Origin of the sequence: Sulfurimonas iocasae (assembly GCF_047716755.1) — a bacterium.
Lineage (GTDB): Bacteria > Campylobacterota > Campylobacteria > Campylobacterales > Sulfurimonadaceae > Sulfurimonas.
In genome coordinates this window covers 1,329,177-1,348,313 of the sequence record NZ_CP180409.1, presented here as the reverse complement: position 1 = coordinate 1,348,313, position 19,137 = coordinate 1,329,177, and the positions used below count along the sequence as shown (strand labels likewise).

Sequence of the window (19,137 nt, the reverse complement as noted above, 5' to 3'; positions counted from 1 at the left end):
TCTTGATGGGATAAGCCATACACCTAAAGTCTCTCACTACTTTTGATGCTATATCTCTTTAATATACTTTTTTCAATCTTTAAAGCTTTTTCTCTCTCAATAGCTATTTTAACACCATCTTCATTTTCTAAAATAATATGTTTACCTTCAAAATCTTTAACTATCTTCACAAACTCTTTGAAATTTTTGAACTTTTTAGAGTTTACTTTATCTATTATCCAAAGAGAAAAATTATGGTCTCCTCTACTTATATCAGATGCAAGAACTTTTAAAAGTAGGACAACATCTTCTCTATCTTGCGTAGCCCACTTAGATGCTGCTTCTCTAAGACTAAGAAGAGTTGAGCGACTGTTTAAAAGTAGGTTTCTGCTTAGTGGAGAAAAAACATAACCTCCATATATGTAATACTTGGGCATTTCATCATAAATTACAGTATCAACCATGAGGTTATCATCTGCTATATTATTAAGTTTTATTGAGAGTTCTTTTTTCTTCCCGTCTCTTAGTACACTCATAGATACAGTCTCACCAAGTTGTTTTTTATCTATATAGTATTTGTAAGATGTAAATTGATGATGTCTAAACTCTACTGTTCCATCATTTTCTATCTTGTTATTATCAATACTAAGAAGTACATCACCTGGTTTGATTTTTTCATAAGCTGGCGATTTCTCAGCTATATCTATAATCAAAACACCTGTTGTATTTTTATCCATCTTATTTACACTTCTAAGTGCCTCATTTTCTAGTTTTTGAGAACCGACTCCAAGGTGAGGAAAACCATCATATTTTTTATCTTTTATATCATCTAAAAAGTGTTTGACTATTTCTGCAGGAACTAAATAACCAAGATTTTGAGACTTCGATATCTGTTGCATTACAACACCGACTATCTTACCATTACTAATAGCAGGACCTCCACTACTTCCTGGGTTTACTGCTGCATCTATCTGGATGGATAAGAATATCTCTTTAGAGTGTGCATACATATTATGCTCAATTCGCGAAACTATTCCCGTGCTTGCACTAAGACTATCTCCGCCCATTGGAAAACCATATACCGTGACTTCTTGTCGTATAGTTGGCAACTCTCCAAATGTTAAAGCCTTAGCGCCTTTAAAAAATGACTCATCCTCAACTGTGAGTATTGCCAAGTCTGCTTGATGTGAGATATAGTCTACTTTTGCTTCATAACGTTTAGATGAACCATAACGCTTTACCTCTATAAAAGTTTGATTTGCAACTACATGAGCATTAGTAAGTATTCTTTTTCCATTTCCATTAATAATACTTCCAGATCCATGAGATCTTTTTATATTAGAGTTCCAAGGTGTCATATAGTTTGGTGTTTTAGAGACTGTATATATCTTTACAATGGATTCTTCAACTTTAGTATTTGCCAATATATTTGTGCTTAGTAGTGTAGCGAGTAGTATATATAGTAGTTTTTTCATGTTGTACCTTTTTAAATTGGTATTTATTCTATCTTTTTTTTGGGATAAAATAAAGAACACTCTCAAATATCCCTTCCATATAGTGTCGTAAATAAACTTTATATTCACTCTCTATACTCAAGACCTTCTGAGGAATTTTATACCAATCCTCTGCTTTATGGTAGATGCAAATAGCCAAAATGGGTTTATACTGCTTTATAGTCTCTTTTGCACCATCTATTGCATCTTGTTCTGCACCTTCGATATCTAGCTTTATGAAGTCAACTTTTTCTTTTACTATATTGTCAATGCTATTTATGTCAGTCGCTTGGTAGTTATGGTCACAATTATTTTGTTTCTCATCTATGTTCTGAGGATTTAGTTCTTCACAAGAACCCAAACCACAGTTGATAAACTCTATATTTTTCATATCTCCAAAATCTCTTTTTGCTATATTTATATGTAAGTTATTTGGTTCAATAGCGTAGATTTTTTTATAATCTGAAAAATTCTTTATTATTTGAGGTATGGTATCACCGACATATGCACCACCATCTACAAAACATATATTTTTTATCTTAGGTATTATCTCTTTATCAAAATACTGCTCTTCATGCTTGTTTGTAAAGCCTTGCATAAACTCCAAATCAAACGAGATTTTAAAGTTAAGCACTTTTGTAAAAACTTCTTTAGACTTTTCATCTTCTAGTAAGTTATAAAGATAAGCATACTCATCACGATTTTCTTTAAAATCATCTTCAAAGTCAAGTATAAATGGAGGCGCAGCCAAGGGAAGTTTTGAGTATTTGTAAAATGATAGATAGTTAAAGTTGGTGTAGCCTTGTGTATCTAGAGTGTTTTTAACTTCTAGTGGACTTCCTGTAGATGCTGAGAGTATAATGGAGTCTTTTGGCACTTCATCGATGCTAAGAACTGACTTTTTACGAGACTTTTGAACTCTAGTAAAATCATCTATAATGCCATCGACTTCTATATGTTTGAGGATTGACTTTGTGAGTTTGTTTATACCGAGGATGTATTTTTTTGTGGTATTTTTTGGAGATAGGAAAAGCTCTGTGAGCCTCCTATCTTTTTCATTGACATAGTTAAAATCTACTAGATTAAACACTAACTTCTTTTATATCTGCAATTTTCAAGATACTTTTATAGATAGATGCCACTAAAGATTTTCTGTTGTTTTTAACAGCCGCGTCTTGGGCGTTTACCATTACATCTTCAAAGAACTTATCAAGTTCAGGTTTAAGACCTAGAAGTGCATCTAACTCTTCTTCATAAGAGTCATATGATTTTACTGCTACATTTTTATATGCTTCAAAAAGAATCTCTTCTGCTTTATCTTCAAAGAGTTTTATGTCTACACTCATATCTTGTGATAGGTCAATATCTTTAGTGATGTTAGCAACACGCTTAAATGTAGAAAAAGACTCACTAAAACCCTCGGCGTTAGCTATAGCATCTAGTGCCGCTATCTTTTTACCCATAGCAACTATTTCTCTCTCTCCAGATGCAAGAACCGCTTCAACTATGGAAGGGTTTACTTTGTAGTACTGCTTAACTCGCTCTAGGAAAAAGCTCTCTAACTTTTGCATATCTATCTGGGAATATCCAGATGCTAACTCTTTCATAGTTTCTACTATATCAAACGCCATGTTGTACTCTGAAGTAATTCGTATAAGACCATTTACTGCACGACGAAGAGCAAATGGGTCACGTGAGCCTGTCGGTACTTGATTTACACTAAATAGAGCTAAAAGAGTATCTAGCTTTATACTCATAGCAATTATTGCACTCATAGGAGTTGAAGGAAGCGCGCTATCTTCTCCATCTGGTAAGTACTGCTCTTTTATAGCTGTTACTACTTCCCCTGTTTCACCCTGCTCTTTTGCGTAATAAGCACCCATAAGACCTTGAAGCTCTGTAAACTCATAAACCATCTCACTTGTCAAATCAGCTTTAGCTAAGTTAACAGCTCTGTTTAAATCTTCTTTTTTAGCATCTATTTTATATATGTCAAAAAGTGTGTTGGCTATTTTTGCTTCTCTTTGAATCTTGTCCGCAACACTGCCGAGACCTTTAAAGAATGCAACTTTTTCAAGTCCGTCTGTTCTTAGTCCATTTTTCAAATCGTTATCGTAAAAGAAAAGTCCATCAGCTAAACGAGGACGAAGAACTCTTTCATTTCCCTCTATAACTTCAGAGAAGTCATTTGTAAGTGCATTTGAGACCACAACAAACTTGTTTAAAAGTTTGCCATCTTTAAATACTGGAAAATATCTTTGATGCTCTTTCATAGAAGTGATGATAACTTCAGGAGGAAGTCTCAAAAACTCCTCCTCAAATGAGCCAAGGAGTGCAGTTGGATGTTCAGTAATAGCTACAACTTCATCAAGCAGATCAGCATCTACTTCGATGTTGATTCCATTGTCTTTTTCTAAAGATGCAAAGTTATTTAAGATGTCTTCTCTTCTTTGTTCTTGAAAAAGTGTAACCCCGCCCTCTTTTAAAATATCAAAATACTCTTTAGCACCGGAGATGCTAACAGAGTCAAAGTTAGATATGCGGTGAACAAATGTCTCTTTTTTAGAACGAACTCCAAAAAGCTCTACATCTACAACTTCATCTCCCAAAAGTACATTTACCCAGCGGATAGGTCTAATGAAGCTCTCACTAGAACTTCCCCATCTCATAGACTTACCAAAGTCTAATGATTTAATCCAAGTATTAATGATGTCTGACAACAGTTCAGTTGACTCTTTACCCTTAATATCTTTTTTGTAGTAAAGAACTTCTTTGCCGCCCTTTTCAGCTTTACCTATCTCACTAAGTGCAACTCCACACTTTTTAGCAAAACCGTTTGCCGCAGGTGTAGGCTCTCCGTCTTTATATGCAACGGCAATAGGTGCACCAAAGAACTCTTCTACACTGTCAGCTTGCTGAGTTTTGAACTCTCTATGCCAAATAACTAAACGACGAGGAGTATAGTAAAATTCAAACTCACCTAGAAGTGAATTTTTCTCTAAAATATCAACATATTTTTTCTCAATATTTTTCAACTCTTTTAAAAGTGGAACAGCCGGTAACTCTTCAACACCAATCTCTATCAGTAGCGGTTTTAACATATTTGTACTCTTTAATTAAATTAGCGCGATTTTATCTACTTTTTGGTTAAAGAGTTCTTTTAGTAATGATTTCATTTATTAGATTTAAAGCATGATTCAACTACTATTATTGTCTATAACTATATAAAAGATTTCAAAAGGTAGTATTATGTTAGCGTTTCTTAGAAAATTCAAGATTAGTACAGCATTCTCTTTAATAATATTTTTTACAATAGTAATTGTTACAACAGCAGCTTATTGGAAACTATATACTGAAAATAAAAATGAGTACAATAACAACCTCAAGACAAAAGCAGAATCTATACTTAACTTTGCAGGTGTACTTCTAGAGAGTAGAAATGAAAAGTTCTTTAGTGGAGAAAGTCCTGAAATTCCACAAGTCATTCAAAATGAGGTATTTAAAAGATTTACAGACATCTCCCAAGGAAAAATATTTTTCAAACAAGCTTCAAAAGAGCCTACGTTAGAGAGAAATAGAGCTGTTGATTATGAAGAGACTCTAATAGACTACTTTGCAAATAATAGAGATGTAAAACAAAAAGATAAATTTGTTGTAGAAGATGGAAAAGACTACTATATTCTTGCTCGTCCAATTGAGGCGGAAGAAAGATGTAAGATGTGTCATCCTACGTGGAATCCTGGAAATATTATAGCTGTAGAAAATGTTAAAATTGACCTTATTGATTATAATATAGTTCTTGATAACAACATATTTTTGATGGGACTAAACTGGTTTTTAAACATTGTACTAGTTCTAATAGTAATCCAACTTTTCTTTCATTATGAGATTACAAAAAGAGTTTCAAGAGTACTCGATATTATTTTTAAAATAGAAAATGGCAATTTTGTTTTAGATAAAGAGCTTGAAGGAGAGCTAATTAAAAATAGCTTTACAAAAAATGAATTTGACAGAATAATCAGACATCTTAAAAAAACTGCTGATACTCTTCAACCTGTTATTCAAAATGTTGTTGAACAATCAAAAGATATAACATTTAACGCTTCATACGCTACAGTAAAAGTTGATGACAACTCGAAAATGGTTGAAGAGCAAAACAATGTTGTCAAAGAGTCACTAGCGTTCATCAATAGTGTGAGTAAATCTAATGAAGAACTTTTAGAAAACATGAGTACATTAAGAGATGATTCAAAAAGATCTATACAGAGTGTAGACGACGGCAAAGAGATATTAGCTTCTAATATGGATAGTACAGACAAAGTTTATCAGTCGATTGAAAAAACTGCAGGCTCAGTAGAGGCACTTAGAACTCTATCTGAGGAAGTTTCAAGTGCTATTGGAGCAATATCTGATATAGCTGACCAAACAAACCTACTGGCACTTAATGCTGCCATAGAAGCCGCTCGTGCAGGTGAACATGGACGTGGGTTTGCAGTTGTTGCTGATGAAGTCAGAAAACTAGCTGAAAAATCACAAAGCAGTGCAAATGAGATAAAAGGTGTTATCAGTAGTATTGAGCAAAGTATTGGCGATGTTACAAGTGACACAGACGCTACAAAAGATATTTTTGCAGAACTAAAAGAAAAATCTGAACACCTTGAAAATAACTTTAATTCTGTTCATGAAACTCTTTACACAACAGTTAACTCTATAAATATTTTCCAAGAGAAGTTTGATATACAGTTAGAACAATTAAAATCTGTATTTAATGGATTGAATAGTATTGGTGAATATTCCAATATTTCACTTAAAAACTCTAAAATATTAGATGAGACAATTATAGAAATAATGAATGAAAGTACAAAATTAAAAGCACTTAGTGATGGTTTTCAGGCAGTACTTAATAAAAGAGAAGTAGATAGAAGTATAATTTCTCCACCTGAGAAATGTATCGTTAAGTCTAATAATTTTAGTGAAGAGGCTTATCTCTTTGATGCTAATGAGAGCGGTATAGCATTTTACTTTATGGATAAAGATATAAATCAAAAATCAATTAACGGTGATCAAATAACAGTCGGTTTCTATAGTGATATCTACCAAAACTTGGCTAATAGTAGATACCAGATTGTATATGCTATAGACAAAGGCAACAACAGAATCTTCTGTGGTGCTAAAACATTATAGTCATTTATAAAACTTTTCTTAAATAAGACAAATAAACTCTTATTTATGTTGTAGTAAATGATTATAAGTTACAATACCGTATAAAAATTTAAAAAACAAAAGGAATCCAAATGCCAAAGATTAACAAGTACGTTGATATTGATACTGTAGAAAGAGAAGCAAAAAAGGACTTAATAGACCGTCACTCTCCATTTATTCACTGCCAAAACACTGCTAAAGCTGGTGAGCCATTTGAAGTAACTGTAAAAATGGGTAATGAATATACTCATCCAGATGATTTTGATCACTATATCGAGTCTATAACTCTTTTTAATGGTGAAACTAAATTAGCTCAGGCTTCTTATGTTCCAGGAACTCTAGGAAATACTAAGGCTCACAATACTACAACTTTTACAATCATCCCAACTGGTAAAAAACTAAATCTAGTTGCTCACGGATACTGTACTAAGCACGGTATTTGGGAAGGCACTCCAGTTACTGTAGACGTAGCTCAATAATTTAAAAGAGGCTTTAAGCCTCTTTATTCTATGTTCAATGATGGTTTATCTATATGATAACCTTGAGAAAAATCAATCCCCATTGATTTAACTTTATCCATAACTGTACTTGAATGAACAAACTCTGCAATAGTTTTTACGCCTAACTTCTTTGCAAAATCAACTATTGTCTCAACAACCAAGTAAGAGTTTTTATCAGTATCTATATCTTTTATAAGAGAACCATCTATCTTTAAAAAATCAACATTCATTTTAATTAAATAAGAAAAGTTTGAATAGCCGTCACCAAAATCATCTATAGCTATTTTGGCTCCATATCTTTTTATCTCATTGATGAAACGTTCAATCTTTTCAAAATCCTGTATTGCTTCAGATTCTACAATCTCGAATACTGCTCTGTTTGAAGCATTGCTATACTTTAGTTTATTTAGTATAAAATTAAACATTTCACTATTTATCATATCTTCCATAGAGATATTTATACAAAATTCATAATCATTTTTTTCAAAAACTTCAAAAGATTTGTCAATAATTGTTTTTGTAACAAGATTGTACACCTTGATACGCTTTGAGATAGGTATAAACAGAGATGGAGAGATTATATTGTCATCCTCATCTAAAAGTCTTGCTAAACACTCATATTTGTTTATTTTTAATGTATTATTATCTATGATAGGTTGAAAATATGGAATAATTTTTGAATTTTCTACCGCATGTCTAACTACATTAGAAATACTTAAATTTCTCTCATACTCATTTTCAAAACGCATTCTATCTTCATATATCCAAAATGGAAGTCTATGATCTTTTGCATATTTTAGAGCCATTGATACCTTAGAGAAAAGATTTTCTTGATTTGAGTTTACACATGAGGCAAGTGTCATACTTACACTTATATCATTTTCTTGGTATCTAATTGTTACATTTTTTACTTTTTGGTAAAGTTTTGTTAAGTAATCTTTTAGATCATAGAAATCTAAACTTTTTTCTAAATAGAGAGTAAACTCTGTTCCAGATACTCTATATATTTTTTCATCCATATTTTCTACAAGATAATTACCAACTTGTTCGATTATATAATCTCCAACCATAAATCCATAAAAATTATTAATAGTTACGAAATTATCTATTGCTATTGTGATTAACCCGAAGTTTTCGTTATCATATAAATCTTTTCGAAGTTGGTATAGGTTTGGAAAACTTGTTAAATGATCTGTAAAATATTTATTTAGTAATTGTTTTTTACAATTTTTAAGATCATCTGCTTTTGCTTCCTCAGTCAGCTGAATTTCTCTGAGAACTTCATCACTTATATCTTTTATCTCTGTTTTTTTATCTAAGTCATAAACAACCACAGATGTATGAGACTTGTCATCATGTTTAAGCATAACAAGTTTAGCTTTAGGAAATTTCTTCTCTAACTCTAATTTCAAGTTTTGAACAAGAACTGTATTGTGCATATAAGAAGAAAGATGTATTAATAAATTTGTATTGTGTATCTCCAAGACACTCCTTACAATACCACTGACCTCAGTAGATGATGTTAATATAAAACTTTTTATTTGTAAGATAACCTCTCCTTTTATCATGCTATATATCATACTTTTTATATCACTATTCTACCATAAAAGTATTCTAAAGTAGATTTTAACCACACTTTAAATATACCATCGTAATTCACGATGTTTGTGGGTTTTTTGTACCGCTTTTGTACCGCTTTTTTTAACAGATATTTAAAATACTAGTGGTTATCGGTACCATTTTTGTATCTTTTGTCTAAAAAGTCTATAACCATTTTTTCTTTTTTTGGCATGAAGTGAGTATATACTTTCAGAGTAATATCTAGATTTTCATGTCCTAAAGTATTTGAAACCCACATTGGGTCTATTCCATTATTTAACATCATACTTGCAAATGTATGTCTAGTATTATGTAGTGTTCTATGTTCAAGATTTAACTCAGTTAAAATACTTTTATAGTTTTTATACAGAGCTAAAGTACTTCCATAATAATTACCTTTTGTATTAAAGAATAGATAACTATCTTTTATTCCCGTTTGAAGCTGTTGACTTTTAAAAAATCTTCTAGCACTTGGTAACATTTCAATATCTCTGTAACTTGAATATGTTTTTGGAGTATTTATTGTTCCTTGTGCAATTGTTTTTGTTATTGATATAGTGTCTGTTTCAAAATCAATATCACTCCACTCCAATGCTAAAACTTCTCCCGACCTCATTCCCGTAAAAAATGATATACCAAGAAAATTTTTCACTTGTTGATTAGGGCAATTATCTAAAATTAAATCTATCTCATCCAAAGTAAAAGGTTCTTGCTTTTTCTTTGTCCTTTTCATTCTTGGAAGTTGCACCATAATAACTGGATTAGTCTCCATATATTCACTCATGATTGCAAAATTAAATGCTTCTTTTAAAAGAACTCGGGCAGTTGATATTGACTGCCTCTTTAAACCTTTAGCTATAAGGATATCATGCCATTTTTTTATAGCTATTGGTTTAATGCTACTTACTGGTGTATCTTCAAAATATGGCAAAATACTATGCTTCAAAGTAGCTTTGTAAGCAAGCAAAGTCTTATGTTTTACAAATGTTGTTTTACTCTGCATAACATCATCTAGTAAATCATTTATCATAGGTATTCCTTCATTTACACCTATGCCTAATTCCTCATTTAGTTTGCCATCTCTGAACTTACCAATAATGATATTTTTATTTACCCTTGTAAATTTGAGTTTAGATGATATTAATTTATCCCCTACTCCAAAATATAAAATACCATTACGGTTTTTAAATCTTAACTTTTTCACCTTACTATTCCTTTGTCTCGCTTATCACGAAACTCTAAAATAGCGTCCTCTATAAACACTAGTATTCTAGCATTTTTTCTATAAAAGTGATAACCCTCTCTTAATAAACCTTGCTCTATGTAATTATTAACAGTTCTCTCTGACTTATTTAAAAACCTTGCAACTTCTTTTTTACTAGTAATTGGTGGTGCTAGTTTAGCCATTCTCTCAGCTATTAAACCGATTTTAGTTAAAAGTTCTGGTATCAACTCTAAATTTTCAAAAGCTTGAGTATTCATTTTTAACTCCTAAAACGGAAACTCAACAAGCCCACGACAAACAAGCTCGTCATGTAACTCATTATAAGCATGAAGAAGTTCATCATATTGTTCATCTTTAATATCTATGCCCATCATCTCTTTAGAGAGTTTCTTTTCAAAGTTCTGTAATCCCTCATTTGAGTATGATTTTAAATCATCTTTGAATGTTGGGTTATCTTCTTTGTTATCTTTATAAACTTGCTTGATGTTTTGTCTTAGTTCATAATCTTCTTTAGAGTTCTGTAGTAGCTCATAGAAGTAAAAGAGTGTTGGAGCATTACCATGAAGTAGTAATCTAGTTATCTGTCTCTTAATGGGTTTTCTAGCGTCTTCTAGTGAGTATCTATAAGAGATTCGCTCTATCTTCTCCATTGGAGTAGCTATCTGCATAAACTCTTTACTATCATAGTGAGTTGATATATATTGCCATATAGGTAATATATCTGCTCTTTTACGATTGGATGAGTTTATCTGTGCCTCTGTTAAAGATGATATATCAAGTATCTTTACTAAATCACATCCTAATTCAAATAAACTTTGAGAGCGCTCTAGTGCGTCTTCTATAGTGTCTATATTGTACTGTTTTAAAAACTCTCTATGATACTCAAACTCAACGTTAAAGATAGGCTTTCTAGTATCCAATCCATTTATTAAAAAGTAGTTATGCATTAGCTCTCTTTTAATTGCTGAGCCTACTTCTAACTCTTTTAACTTGTTATAGATTCTAAGTAAGAAAGGCTTTTTACCTACATAGTATGTTTCTAGTTCATAACCAGTTGAACGCTCACCAATATTTGCACTATGAGTTTTCTTTTTAGAAAGTATCATCTCTTTTTTAAGATAGTTGAAATTATGTTGTACAAACATATTTACATCTATTCTAGTTACTGGAAAGTAGTTAGTACTTAGTAGTGAACCTTTTAGTAGTTGAGTGTTGATATACTCTACTAGAGATTTGATACCCAGTGTATAGATACCTATAGCATTTAGTTGAACTCTTATGTTATTAATGTTTTGAGATTTCTCAGAATCTTTAAATCCAACTCTAAAGAACTCATGGTTAAACCACAAGAAGCCATCTCTACCCATACCGCTATATTTTACATCTATATCGTTTATAGTTATGATTATGTCATTATCTGCATAAGCATAATTAAGAGCTGTGAACTCTGCTTTTTTATCTTCTATTTGGTCTATAATGTTCATATAGTAGTTATCATAGTTACCACCACTTTGAGCGAAGTAGTATAGTGCGTCTATCCCAGATACATGAGGTATCTTTTTTATATTCTTACCTTTCATTTTATACTTCCTTTATGACTTAAGTCAGGGGGTGTTACTAAAACCCCCTTGACAATTAAATTGATATATTTTAGGCATAGCTATAGCCTTTGAGATTTATCAATCAACAATAGTTTTTTGTGTTTGTGTGATTGGTAACTGCTTTCACAGTTATCTCTAGCGGATGAGGCTCCGCTAGCCGACATCTATAAAAGCTAGTTACCAGTTTAGAGACTCTACGACTCTCTGAGCTTTGTGGTTAGATTCCGAAGAAGGTTATGTTCTGTCCAAAATACCCAACATCTACCTCAATAGTTTTTCCTATTGAATCTTTGTATTTGTTATATACTTCATCTTTAACGCTAAGGTCTATAAGCTCTTGCTTTGTGGTTCCATTTTTCATTGGCTTTTTGACCATTAATTGGAATTTATTACGAGACGGAGTCTCAACTTTAGTTTCACGGTTCAAATACGAATCCGTACGGTACACATTATTTAGAAGTGCGATTAGTTTTAACATGGGTTAATCCTTTTTGAATTAACCAAGCTTGGTTATGTTTGTTTATTTGTCTCGACTGATAAAATTATAGGGGATTGGCATATGAAATAATTCGGAACTTTTACTAGTATTTTTCTAATAGTTCCATTGGCGTCATTAAAACATAAGATATAAGAGGGTTATTGATAATTGGTCTTATCTGGTCTATTGCAAATTTATCTTTATTAATATGTACATCTTCAAGGGCACTCAATAATGTGTTTTCTAAATAATCTTTTTGATGTTCAGATATTATTTTAGTTTTAGTGCTAAATCCAAAGACTATATGAGAACCTACAACCTCACTAATATGTATATTTTTTAATAATTCACTTCCTGTGTAGTTATTTGAAATACCATAGATTTTATCGACTAAATATTTTGTATATTGTAAAGCATTTGTTTTTTTAAATCTCATTTTAAAATGTAAATAAAAATATAAAACAGATGAAAGGCTATTAGCACAATCTTCTTTTGTTACTTGAGCAGACATAAACAGATTTAGTGCTTTTTTTAATTTATTTGACTCATAATCATTGTTATTAAGTATTTTTATATTATCTATGCCCATCATTGCAAAATAACCCATAAAAATTTTTAAATATTTATCTCTATAGTTAAGTGTTCGGTACATGAAAGAATGTAGGAGGTAAGTAGATTTAGATTTTACTTTAGCATTTTTATTCTTTTTTTTGTGTTGTAAGTAGAGTTTTCTTTGTCTTTTTTGGTTTTGCTGAAAAGATTGTTTACTTCGTTTAAACCTAGCAATTGTATTTTTTTTAAATTCTTTATTATTAGAGAGTTCATAGGCTAAAAAAGAATCTCTAATTAAGCCTAATATTTTATATGTATGATATAAATATATATCTCCATTTAGCTTGAAGGGAACATCTTTGGTTATTATATCTTTTAAGTCACTTATAATTTTATCTATATATGGTAGTTTATAACCTTGCTCATTTGAATAGTAATTAAAAGCTTCAAGAGTATTATTTAAATATGATTTACGAATAGGTAAATATGGTAAAAAATGAATATCTTCTCTTAGTTTATATAATTGAATTTCATCTTTAATATTGTTGACTGAATTTATTAGATAGTTATATTTATCTACTGAGAACCAAGACTTATATTTTTTATTTTTGACAGTTCTTAGTGAAACTATTTTAAAGTCGTTGAATTGTTTTGAATAGATAACCGTTGTTTTTCCATTTGATTTCGCCATAATTAACTCCTACGTATTATAATATTTGTATCTACATAAAAGAATATTAGCGTATTGAATTAATATTTGTCAAGACAATAATCAGTTAATAGTGTATAATCTCACAAATAGGAGTGACAAATGGCAACAGTAGGAAGACCAAAAAAAGAAGACAAAAGAGATATTGAGATACGCTTTAGAGTATCAAAAGAAGAGAATGAGCGTATTGAAGAACTTGCTAAAAAGATGAACATGAACAAATCTAGACTTATTAGAAATGTATTATTGGGAGACCTTGGAAATATGGAAATGTTGAATAATATAGGTCTCTTACCGATAGTACAAAATACTATGGCTTTTTATGAGAAGAACTTTAAAGGTCAGGATTATTGGGAAAAAATAAAGCATGAGAAATGAAAAAATGATGAATGTATCAAAATATTTTATAAAGACTAAAAAGCTAAAGTCTAAACTAACTAAAAAGAACTGTTCAATTATTTTTTTATTCCTGATATATGTAACAATTTTTATAACACTTGGATTGGGTTTTGTGGCAACTTCAATCTATACAAAATTTCTTACAATTTTTGCACCAATATATATTCCATTTTTAATATTAATTATATATATACAGGATTCTATTATGTATAAAATATTAAGTAAACAAATTTGGATAAAATCAATAGTAGTGTTTACTTTAGCTTTGTATTCAATGTTTGCCTTATCGTATGCTATGTCTTTAATAAATGAAATTTTTCATATAGACCCAAAATTATTTCCTATAACAACTGTATTTCTGACTGTGTTTTATCTTCCTGTAGTTGCCTTAAAAGTGTTAATGTACCCAGTAATATACATTCAATTATTATCTGGATTTATTATTTTGGGTCTTATTTTAAAATATGTATTTAACTATAATATTGTCTCACTAAGTGAAACCATTAAAAGTATTGTTATTTTTATTATTTTTGTAATAGTTTTATCTACAACATCAAAGCTACTATACTTTTTTAATGAAAAAGTGTTAAAGGATTATACTATAGAGGTTGCATTAAAATCAGATTTTAGTAAACGACATGAATGCATAAATTTAAAAAGTTCTGATGTTACAAGTATCTTATTTATCTCTGATGATAATGTACTTACCTATTCTAAGACAACTAAACAATTAAAAATAAAACCTTGTCAATATAATCATATGGATGAGAATATGTCTAATTTATAGAAGTTGTTCTAATAAGAAGACTTTTTCAGCTTTAATATATAATTATTTAATCTTTTGTAAGGCATATTACTTTATCATTATTTTCTTGTATCTTTTCTAACAGACATTAAAAACTGATAATATAAATAACCTAAAGAAACTTTATTTAAAAATAAAACAAAGACTTGTCTTATTGTGAGTTTATCATCAATAGTACCAAGTATTATTACTTCACTAGTTGTTAAATGTATTAATGACATATAATGTATAGCATCCCTTATATATATATCACTGTTTATAAATATAAAAATAGATAATCCAAATAATATAGTCATTAATACATACATATTTTTTTCAAGTTTTAAAGATAAAATAAGTGAAACTAAAATAGGTAGAAATAATACTAACATCATTATTTGTATTGTAACTGTCAAATCAGCTGGCTTTGCTAAAATTGAACTTGTTATTCCTACTATTGGAATCCAAAGTAATGGTAAAAACCAGTTTGTTGAATGTTCTGAACTCAACCAATGAACTTGAAAGACTATATATTCTAGCCATATATTAAAGAGACTCTTATTTATTCTTTTTTCTTCATTGTCTATTTCAGATTTCAGATTTTCTCTTTTTTTATCCAACTCCAAAGCATGATACTTATTAGCTTCTATTTTATTTCCAAGTTTTTCAAACTGATGTTTGATTATTCTAAATGTTTCTTGTGAAGTTCTTGAGGTGTCTATAATATGAATACCATAAAAATTGATTTCTTGTTGTATATTTGTATATTCTAAATCTAAGCCCTCTTCTAATATAGAACTTTTAAAATGGTTATGCCCTTCAAAAGTTACATATTTAAAAATAAGTTTCTTATTAAATCTAGTATCTCCAAAAAGGGTTAATTTTCTAAAGTTTATTGCTTTAAAACCAATATCCCCTAGAGTTGTTTGTTCATCGTCATTTTCTTCAAGTAAACCTTTTTTAAATATACTTTTAAAGAAATCTGCATTTTTTTCAAAATCAACATCTTCTATTTCTATATTATTTATAATTGTATTATGTAGTTTGAAGTTTTCTATAAATTTACTATCGTTAATTTGTAGGTTTTGTATTGTTATTGATTTTTTATAAGTCTTATTTTGAGGATTAATATAAAACTTATAATTAGCTATCACACCATCAATAACTAAATTATCAACCTCACCACCTTTTAAAATGAAACTAAAAATATTATTAGTATCTTCACTCGAAGTTGATTTTACAACTAATTTTTTTTTGAATGTACAGTTTACAAATTCTATATTAGCATTTGGATTTACTATACTGATAGTTACATTATCTTGAAATATACAGTTTTCAACTTTAAAATAATTTCCATTGCCTAATACATATTGATTTTTTGTACTTTCTTTTGTATAGGCAAATGAACATTTAGGTCGAATTAGGTTACTAGTAAAATTCAAACTTATTTCATTCTGAATATTTAACTTATCAAAGCTGAAGTTTTCACTAAAGTAACTATTATTAGAAGAATATTTATTAACATGAAGTAAAAATTCTTCAATATTTTTGTAATCACTCATACAACATAACCCCATATATAATAAACAATTTTAAATAGATTATAGCTGATATTGACTTACTAGTGTTCAAACTAAGCCCAATAACAACTATTTTTTAAATATATTGAAATATTTGATGAGCTACAAAGTTCTTGCTTATGGTCTTTTGTAGTTTTTATTATGTTATTTGAGAGTTTCCAGTATTCGGATCCATTTTCATAGATAAAATATTAAAACTATAAGATTATTAAAAACTGTACCGTTTTTGTACCACTTTTTAGCAATAATACTGCAAAATGATTAGGAAAGTAGATTTATAGAGGTGCTATTTTCCTTGGTTTGTTGCAAATATATTGCAAAACTTTAAGCCGAAACGAACCACACTTTAACTATACTCACGAAAATATAAATGGTAGGTGATAGAGTGAAGTCTTTTCAAAATCTAATTCTTCTTCAAAATCTTTACCGTTTAAAAGCTCTTGGATTCAACTACACTGATTCATTTCAGATAAATGAAAAGAGCACTCACGAAGAGCCAAAAACACTTGATGAACTCTCGCGTAACATCTCATCTTGTCACTTATGTGATTTGAGTAAATCAAGACAACAGAGCATGAGTGGTTATGGAAATTCAAATGCAGACCTTATGGTCGTAGATTTCAATGTTTCAATGAGTGAAGATACTAACAATGAGTACTACAGTGGTAGAAGTGGTGAGAGCTTAACTAATATGATAGAAAAAGTCATAGGTATAAAAACTGCAGATGTATATTTTACACATGCAATCAAATGCAAACCATTAAACTCTAACATACCGTCTGCATCTGAGTGGGACTCATGCAAGTCATATCTGTTTACACAAATAGAGTTTGTAAAGCCAAAAGTAATTGTTACACTTGGTGAAGATGCTTACTTTAAACTAACGAATGAAGATAAAGATTTCCAAAGTGTAAGAGGACATGTGATAGACTTCAAGAAATACAAACTTATTCCTATTTACCATCCTCAGTTTTTATTGAGAAATCCAGAATTAAAAAAAATCACTATGAATGATTTAAAAACTATAAAGAGCTGCCTATGAAAAAACTATATTTTTTAACACTAATATTTCCAGTAGTTATATTTGCACAGAGTTATCTTATATCAAATATTCCACTTCCAAAAACTTATATACAAAATTTGGATCCCTATCCATGTGATGAAAACTGTATGCAGGTGTATCTTGATAACGATATGATTTTTTCATTTCTCTCTCACGCTGATTCAAAGCTTGCAAACGAAGAACAGGATGAAGTGAGGAAGATGAGTATCTCTATCTTAAACCTTGGTTCAGCAATATTAACTGAAAAGATACGCATTGCCCTGCTCTTACCGTATAAAGTTATAGGCAGATATGCTTCATCTACAACAAATGCTTCATTTGCATATCTGATAGCAAAAAACCACTCTTTTGAGTTAAAAAGTTATAAAATTGAGAGTGAAAGTGTTGAAGATATTCAAAAAGCATTACAACAAATTTCACAAGATGGTTTTAACTATGTTATAGCACCATTAACACAAAAAGGTGCAAATGCTATAGGTGAAATAAACCCTGATATAAATATCTTTTTTCCTACTATAAATAAAAAAGACATAACATCTACTTCATCTTATCTAGTTTATGGTGGTATTGATTATCAAGTACAGAGCGATATGCTTTTAAAAGAAGCTGTATCTCCACTTGTTATCTTTTATGACAAATCTACTATAGGAAACAAACTGAGTCTATATGAAGAAAAAAAATTTATATATGGCGGAATTGATGAGAATCTTAGCATAGAAGAGATTCAAGCTCAAGTAGTAGATGCAAATAAAACAGTAGTTAAATTTTCTATTCCAAAAAGAACTACAAATCTAGAAAAACAACTTTTTGAAAACAAAGAAATTGTAGAGGGTTCTTTTTTTATAAATACACCGATTGTAAAAACCGGCATGATTATGTCTCAACTTACACTATATGATACAAACGCTACAAATGTTTTATCTACTCAGATTAACTATGACCCGCTTATTTTATCTATGACTCAATATGAAGACAGAAAAAACATGATAATTGCAAACTCTATTACTCAAAATAACAATATTCTCATAGAGACAAACTCTCTTTTAGGTAACGATATTGTTTATGATTGGATTAACTACACAACTACCGTGGGTGTTGATTACTTTTTTAATCTTGCCACAAGAGAGGATAGAGAGTATGACATAGCTCTAGCGGAAAATCAAATGATTTATCCCATAGAACTTTTAAACCCATCAAAATATAGATTTATTAAACATATATCAACTATCAAAGAGCGATAATATAAGCTCTTTTGTATTTGCATCTATCTTTTGAGGTTTTCCTTCAAATGTGATGTAAGCCAATGTAATAGATAAACCAAATATCTTTTTTGAATCTCTAAAAATTGTTTGAAAAAGCGTAAATGAAGCTGCCTTCATCTGAATAAGTTCTGTCTTAACATCTAACACATCACCAAGTTTAGCACTTGCTATATAGTCAGCCTCTAACTTTCTGGCAACAAAATGTCCACTCTCCAAGACAGGCGTCATATCTTTTTTAAAAAAAGCATCACTTCTAGCTCTTTCACAAAAGTTCAAATAATTAGAGTGATAAACAACTCCACCAGTATCTGTATCTTCATAATAGACCCTTATCTGCATGCAAAACCCCTTTGTATAGGTCACTATCGAGCCTTTTATAATTTAGCGGACACTAAAACTATCACTAAAATATCTCAAACTGAAAGCTAATTTTTATTATATTTTTTCGTATTGTACTAAAAATTAATACTATCTATGATTAGGATAAATAGTTTAACTACATATAATGATGTTGCTAAATTTTTAGGGCTGACTAGAAAGACTATTTACAACTACATTAAAGATGATAAGTTGATAGAAAATAAGCATTTTTATAAAAATAGTAAAGGAACTCCAACATTTATTCCATCTAAAATTATTGAGTTTAAAAAAGGTGTTCAAAATATAAGATGCAGTGCCCATATATTAATTTATTAAACAATCGCTTAAGGA

Annotated in this window: 18 protein-coding genes; 7 read left to right on the top strand and 11 right to left on the bottom strand. The window is 30.0% G+C overall.

Features of this window, described 5'->3' with window-relative positions; all coding sequences use genetic code 11:
* Window positions 1-23 precede the first annotated feature (23 nt).
* From ACLHDE_RS06750 to glyS, 3 genes are read right to left on the bottom strand one after another with little or no spacing between them, the layout of a single operon-like run.
* Window positions 24-1,454 (bottom strand): PDZ domain-containing protein, encoded by a 1,431-nt coding sequence (locus ACLHDE_RS06750; protein WP_415398439.1) that lies wholly within the window; start codon window positions 1,452-1,454, stop codon window positions 24-26.
* A 28-nt stretch (window positions 1,455-1,482) separates the two neighbouring features.
* Window positions 1,483-2,562, bottom strand: coding sequence for an FkbM family methyltransferase (locus tag ACLHDE_RS06745; RefSeq protein WP_415398438.1), 1,080 nt, complete (start codon window positions 2,560-2,562; stop codon window positions 1,483-1,485).
* Window positions 2,555-4,573 (bottom strand): glycine--tRNA ligase subunit beta, encoded by a 2,019-nt coding sequence (glyS, locus tag ACLHDE_RS06740; protein WP_415398437.1) that lies wholly within the window; start codon window positions 4,571-4,573, stop codon window positions 2,555-2,557. The genes ACLHDE_RS06745 and glyS overlap by 8 nt, the downstream gene beginning before the upstream one ends.
* Window positions 4,574-4,721: 148 nt before the next feature.
* On the opposite strand from glyS, the gene ACLHDE_RS06735 reads away from it, so the two are divergent.
* Together ACLHDE_RS06735 and ACLHDE_RS06730 are read left to right on the top strand one after the other, a co-directional pair.
* Entirely contained in the window at window positions 4,722-6,656 is a 1,935-nt protein-coding gene (locus ACLHDE_RS06735; RefSeq protein ID WP_415398436.1) for a methyl-accepting chemotaxis protein, read from the top strand.
* A gap of 110 nt (window positions 6,657-6,766) precedes the next feature.
* A complete protein-coding gene (locus ACLHDE_RS06730; RefSeq protein ID WP_415398435.1) occupies window positions 6,767-7,153 on the top strand; it encodes a class II SORL domain-containing protein in 387 nt (128 codons plus the stop codon).
* A 23-nt stretch (window positions 7,154-7,176) separates the two neighbouring features.
* Here the strand turns inward: ACLHDE_RS06730 and ACLHDE_RS06725 are convergent, their stop codons facing one another.
* The 6 genes from ACLHDE_RS06725 to ACLHDE_RS06700 all read right to left on the bottom strand — a co-directional run bounded on the left by ACLHDE_RS06725 (window position 7,177) and on the right by ACLHDE_RS06700 (window position 13,320).
* Window positions 7,177-8,742 carry an EAL domain-containing protein gene (locus ACLHDE_RS06725; RefSeq protein ID WP_415398434.1) on the bottom strand — a complete coding sequence of 522 codons (1,566 nt, stop codon included), beginning with the start codon at window positions 8,740-8,742 and terminating at the stop codon, window positions 7,177-7,179.
* A 152-nt stretch (window positions 8,743-8,894) separates the two neighbouring features.
* Complete coding sequence (locus ACLHDE_RS06720) at window positions 8,895-9,977, bottom strand: tyrosine-type recombinase/integrase (protein WP_415398433.1); 1,083 nt, start codon at window positions 9,975-9,977, stop codon at window positions 8,895-8,897.
* Complete coding sequence (locus tag ACLHDE_RS06715) at window positions 9,974-10,255, bottom strand: hypothetical protein (RefSeq protein ID WP_415398432.1); 282 nt, start codon at window positions 10,253-10,255, stop codon at window positions 9,974-9,976. Before ACLHDE_RS06715 ends, ACLHDE_RS06720 begins: the two co-directional genes overlap by 4 nt.
* Before the next feature lie 9 nt (window positions 10,256-10,264).
* Window positions 10,265-11,578 carry a hypothetical protein gene (locus ACLHDE_RS06710; RefSeq protein ID WP_415398431.1) on the bottom strand — a complete coding sequence of 438 codons (1,314 nt, stop codon included), beginning with the start codon at window positions 11,576-11,578 and terminating at the stop codon, window positions 10,265-10,267.
* Between the two features lie 238 nt (window positions 11,579-11,816).
* Window positions 11,817-11,960: a hypothetical protein gene (locus ACLHDE_RS06705; protein WP_415398430.1), complete on the bottom strand. Its 144-nt coding sequence runs from the start codon at window positions 11,958-11,960 to the stop codon at window positions 11,817-11,819.
* Window positions 11,961-12,180: 220 nt separating this feature from the next.
* Window positions 12,181-13,320, bottom strand: coding sequence for a hypothetical protein (locus ACLHDE_RS06700; protein ID WP_415398429.1), 1,140 nt, complete (start codon window positions 13,318-13,320; stop codon window positions 12,181-12,183).
* A gap of 120 nt (window positions 13,321-13,440) precedes the next feature.
* On the opposite strand from ACLHDE_RS06700, the gene ACLHDE_RS06695 reads away from it, so the two are divergent.
* Together ACLHDE_RS06695 and ACLHDE_RS06690 are read left to right on the top strand one after the other, a co-directional pair.
* Window positions 13,441-13,716 carry a plasmid mobilization protein gene (locus ACLHDE_RS06695; protein ID WP_415398428.1) on the top strand — a complete coding sequence of 92 codons (276 nt, stop codon included), beginning with the start codon at window positions 13,441-13,443 and terminating at the stop codon, window positions 13,714-13,716.
* Window positions 13,706-14,524 (top strand): hypothetical protein, encoded by an 819-nt coding sequence (locus ACLHDE_RS06690; protein WP_415398427.1) that lies wholly within the window; start codon window positions 13,706-13,708, stop codon window positions 14,522-14,524. Before ACLHDE_RS06695 ends, ACLHDE_RS06690 begins: the two co-directional genes overlap by 11 nt.
* Before the next feature lie 77 nt (window positions 14,525-14,601).
* On the opposite strand, the gene ACLHDE_RS06685 is transcribed toward ACLHDE_RS06690, so the two are convergent.
* On the bottom strand, window positions 14,602-16,083 hold the full coding sequence (locus tag ACLHDE_RS06685) for a hypothetical protein (protein WP_415398426.1): 1,482 nt from the start codon (window positions 16,081-16,083) through the stop codon (window positions 14,602-14,604).
* A 403-nt stretch (window positions 16,084-16,486) separates the two neighbouring features.
* On the opposite strand from ACLHDE_RS06685, the gene ACLHDE_RS06680 reads away from it, so the two are divergent.
* Both ACLHDE_RS06680 and ACLHDE_RS06675 read left to right on the top strand, forming a co-directional pair.
* Window positions 16,487-17,143: a uracil-DNA glycosylase gene (locus ACLHDE_RS06680; protein WP_415398425.1), complete on the top strand. Its 657-nt coding sequence runs from the start codon at window positions 16,487-16,489 to the stop codon at window positions 17,141-17,143.
* Window positions 17,140-18,405, top strand: coding sequence for a hypothetical protein (locus ACLHDE_RS06675; RefSeq protein ID WP_415398424.1), 1,266 nt, complete (start codon window positions 17,140-17,142; stop codon window positions 18,403-18,405). The genes ACLHDE_RS06680 and ACLHDE_RS06675 overlap by 4 nt, the downstream gene beginning before the upstream one ends.
* Here the strand turns inward: ACLHDE_RS06675 and ACLHDE_RS06670 are convergent.
* Window positions 18,385-18,765, bottom strand: coding sequence for a YbgC/FadM family acyl-CoA thioesterase (locus ACLHDE_RS06670; RefSeq protein WP_415398423.1), 381 nt, complete (start codon window positions 18,763-18,765; stop codon window positions 18,385-18,387). The genes ACLHDE_RS06675 and ACLHDE_RS06670 overlap by 21 nt on opposite strands.
* A gap of 135 nt (window positions 18,766-18,900) precedes the next feature.
* On the opposite strand from ACLHDE_RS06670, the gene ACLHDE_RS06665 reads away from it, so the two are divergent.
* Window positions 18,901-19,122 carry a hypothetical protein gene (locus ACLHDE_RS06665; protein ID WP_415398422.1) on the top strand — a complete coding sequence of 74 codons (222 nt, stop codon included), beginning with the start codon at window positions 18,901-18,903 and terminating at the stop codon, window positions 19,120-19,122.
* Window positions 19,123-19,137 lie beyond the last annotated feature (15 nt).